4 protein-coding genes are annotated in these 3,662 nt (G+C 47.5%); 2 read left to right on the top strand and 2 right to left on the bottom strand.

The annotated features are described in order from the left end of the window. Positions 1 to 692 (top strand): hypothetical protein (locus tag VN105_RS04805; protein WP_325638463.1); only part of this gene is annotated, 692 nt, incomplete at its 5' end. 128 nt (positions 693 to 820) lie between these two features. Here VN105_RS04805 and VN105_RS04800 read toward each other — a convergent pair. Both VN105_RS04800 and VN105_RS04795 read right to left on the bottom strand, forming a co-directional pair. Further along, positions 821 to 1,714, bottom strand: coding sequence for an alpha/beta hydrolase (locus VN105_RS04800; protein WP_325638461.1), 894 nt, complete (start codon positions 1,712 to 1,714; stop codon positions 821 to 823). 137 nt (positions 1,715 to 1,851) lie between these two features. Next, positions 1,852 to 2,499 (bottom strand): NADPH-dependent F420 reductase, encoded by a 648-nt coding sequence (locus tag VN105_RS04795; RefSeq protein WP_325638460.1) that lies wholly within the window; start codon positions 2,497 to 2,499, stop codon positions 1,852 to 1,854. Positions 2,500 to 2,707: 208 nt separating this feature from the next. On the opposite strand from VN105_RS04795, the gene VN105_RS04790 reads away from it, so the two are divergent. Then, a partial coding sequence (locus tag VN105_RS04790; protein ID WP_325638458.1) for a ligand-binding sensor domain-containing protein occupies positions 2,708 to 3,662 on the top strand: 955 nt, incomplete at its 3' end.

The following is a 3,662-nucleotide window of genomic DNA, read 5'->3' as shown; positions in this document are numbered from 1 at the left end:
TAGATCTATCTCATGCTGAGAATCAAATTCATTGTGTCACGAATTTTAAAGACCTTGTTGCTACCCCATTTAATGGAGCAATTAATGCGGTTTGCTGGCCCCGTAAACTAACAGGTGATTTTTCTGAGATTGTTAAAAAGGTAGAGCTAAGCGGAAATATAACGGAGATTGAAGAAGAGGAGCTTCATGCGCTTCAGTTGAGTGAACAAGGGCAGCTTGCCCGTGAAATTCTTTTAAACGACCTGGAGGCATTGAAAGCTCATGGCGCATCGCCCATCCTGAATGTGATCAACTACTATGACAGGGACGATACTTACCCTTTTTTCCCAACCGATGTTTATTCATTTCATGTAGATCGCTCTCCTGTACCAACCGATACCTTTTTATGCACTTACTACGGCGAATCGAGTGAAATATTGCCAAATTCACAAGGCATAAAGAAAGTACTTATTCCGGAAATACATGATCAACTCAAAAAACTGTATGATGGAGCAGATGAAGGCTTTGAGTCATTCTTAAGTGAACACTTCTTTGATCTGCACTATCAGGCTAAACCTGGTGCACGGCCAATAAACTTAGGCCTTGGTCATCTGTGGAGGTTGGCGGTTGATCATCCTGAAAGCCAGGCGCTGCCTTGTGTTCATCGTGCGCCAAAGGAAAAATCCGGGCCCAGGTTGTTGATGATTTGTTGAGCAAAAATCATTAATAGCAAAAGGATAAATCTAAACACAACAACTGTTGGCGACTGTACATCACCGGTAAGGAAGGAATCTGCAGTAGCCACTCAAATTTGAAACAGCAGCAACATCATCCAATCCATCTACTTCGCGGCTCCTGAAAAAAACGACTGCAAATGGTTGGCTGTAGCAACAGGTTGTTCCTCCATTAAAAAATGGCTGGCAGTCAATTGTTGTCCAGTCACATCACTGCACCATTGTTGCCAGATAGCGAGAGGATCTCCGAAACCTGTTACGAACCCGTCATCCGACCAAAGCACAAGTAACGGACACTGTATATGCTGACCGCTATTCCTGCTTTCACATTCTGCCTGCAGATCAAGTGTATTGCCTACCCGATATTCTGCACACACTGCATCTATGACGGCATGCCTGCGAAAACAGCGAAAATACTCATCACGCACCGCCGGCAACATGAACGTTTTACCGCCGGACCATTTGCTAAGGATATACTCCAGGTAGAAATCATGGCTTGCCGCCAGTATTGTTTCCGGTAAGGGATAAGGTTGCCCCATAAACCACCAGTTCGCCAATGACCCCGCAAGGGAAAAGTTGATCCTGTCTGCGATATCTGCCGTACTTATAATATCAAGCATGGCAGCTTTCACTATCCGGCGTGGAAAATCCAGGCACATGCGAAAAGCAACCCTTCCACCCCTGTCATGCCCGGCCACAAAGAACTCAGAAAATCCAAGCTGCTCCATAAGTGCTACGAGCAAACGTCCCATATTTTGTTTAGTATAGCGTTCATCACCACCTTCGGCCGTAACAAACGAATCGCCATAACCCGGCAGGTCCGGCATTACCAATGTAAACGCTGAGCCTAACAAGGGTACAACCTGTAACCAGGCGGCATGCGTTTCGGGGAACCCATGTAGCAGCAACAGGGGAGGTCCGTCGCCTGCAATGCTATAGGCGATTTTCGCACCTGGCAGATCTTCATAATGAGTTGGTAATAATTCGCTGTTCTCTTTCATATTATCAAGTTGAAAGATTGCTAATAGATTACAACATCTTCTACCGGGGTATTATTCATCCGGTATTATTCCTGACATATCAAAAAGAAAAAAGCGCAATTATTGCACCAGAAGAAACAGAAGATGACCAACAACCTCTACGGCTTCAATAATTTAAACGCATGATTCCAGCTGTTATGCAAAAAGCCGGGGATGCACCATAACATACAAAGCGGTTCTATAGCCCGGGCTGCCGCAGCAACGCCCATATCTTCCGTTTCCCAGCCAAAATCCGTTAGTATACCCGTTACCGTTGTTTTGGCGGCAGCATTATCGCCGCAAATAAACATGGTAGGTACTCCACCGGGTAGCTGTGGTTTATACATAGCTGCATTTCCTACACTGTTAAAAGCCTTTACCACACTGGCATCGGGAATAAGCCCCTGGATCTTTTCCATCAGTGAGCTGTTCAGGTCTGTAAAAAATGGCAGTACCCCGGTTGCTGGTGGTGGACCAGCAATAGGATTTGTAGTATCAATCACTACTTTACCGGCGAAGTTGGCTACGCCGGCCTGTTGCACCGCCGATTCCGCCACACTGCCGGCCACACAAAGGATCAGCAATTCGCCAAACCGGGCGGTAACCTCAAACGTCCCGGTTTGTCCTTTTGGATTTTCACTTTTCCATTTCTTCACAACATCTTTCTCCGGGTCGCGGGTACCCAGCATAACGTCGTGTCCTTCTGTTAAAAATGCGGTTCCAAGCGTTTGTCCTACTTCACCGGAACCTATAACGCCAATTTTCATGGTTAAAATGTTTTTGAAGAATTTTGATAATGGGGGAATGCCGGTCTGTTGTATAAGTATCAGGAGTATAACGGAACAGAAGATACAAATTTAGTACTGATAATTAAGCGCTGTACTTGCTAAGTTTATACATTCCGGCGCCCTTCACAAGCAGAAATTTAGTACCTTAACGGATGGCAACGGCAATGCCACCGTAAACCGGCACGTTATGAAGCGATTGTCTCTGATCTGTTCCCTGCTGATCTGTATGTTCACCTGTGCGCCAGCTGTTTTTGCGGGTGATACAGCTTCCTATTATACACAACAACTTGATAACCGTAACGGTCTTTCCAACAGTGCAGTTAATTCCCTGTTCCTGGATTCAGATAAGCTGCTGTGGGCTGCCACCTGGGATGGACTGAATATGTACGATGGCACCGCCTTTCATGTGTTTAATTACAGCAAAGACAACCCGCTGCACAGCATCGGCAATAATGTAGTGCTCCAGGTAACGGAAGACGGCCAACGGCGTATCTGGCTCAGCACTATCGAAGGGGTATCACGGTACGATAAACGAAGCGGGAAATTCCATAATTACTTTTATGGCCGGCAGCAACGCAGCCGCATCAGCGAGCAGGAATACCGGCTGATTGCCGATACCGCCGGGCAACTTTATTGCCTGAGCCGGCAGGAAGGACTTACCCGTTACAATGCCGCCGCCGATTCCTTTGTTGTATGCCCCCTCCCGGCCGGTAATAACCGTATCAGCAAAGCGGTATTTGACAGCGCCAACCACCTGTGGGTACTCCGCGGCGATGGCAGCCTGGAAATATATGCCGACTGGCAGGCGCAATGGCCGTTATTACAGCGATACTCCAATGTGCAGGCCCTGTTTTCCGTTAACGGCAGGATCTTTTTTACCACTACTGCACATGAGCTGATGGCGGTATCGGCAGGCACCCACCAGGCACAACTACAGGCGCAGCTTCCACATGCGGTAAACGCCATGACCATCTACAACCAGCACTACCTGCTGGCCTGGACTACACAAGGCTTCGGAGAGTATGATGCACAGTTCCGCCCTACACAGCTATTACCCGAAGCTACAAGGCAGTTGCAGGACATGAAGATCATTTCATGGGCTACCGGCAACGAACAGGTGTTGTGGTGCGGAACTGATGGCA

This window comes from Chitinophaga sp. (genome assembly GCF_035564935.1).
In the GTDB taxonomy this organism is placed as follows: domain Bacteria; phylum Bacteroidota; class Bacteroidia; order Chitinophagales; family Chitinophagaceae; genus Chitinophaga.
This window is presented reverse-complemented; position numbering and strand designations above follow the sequence as displayed.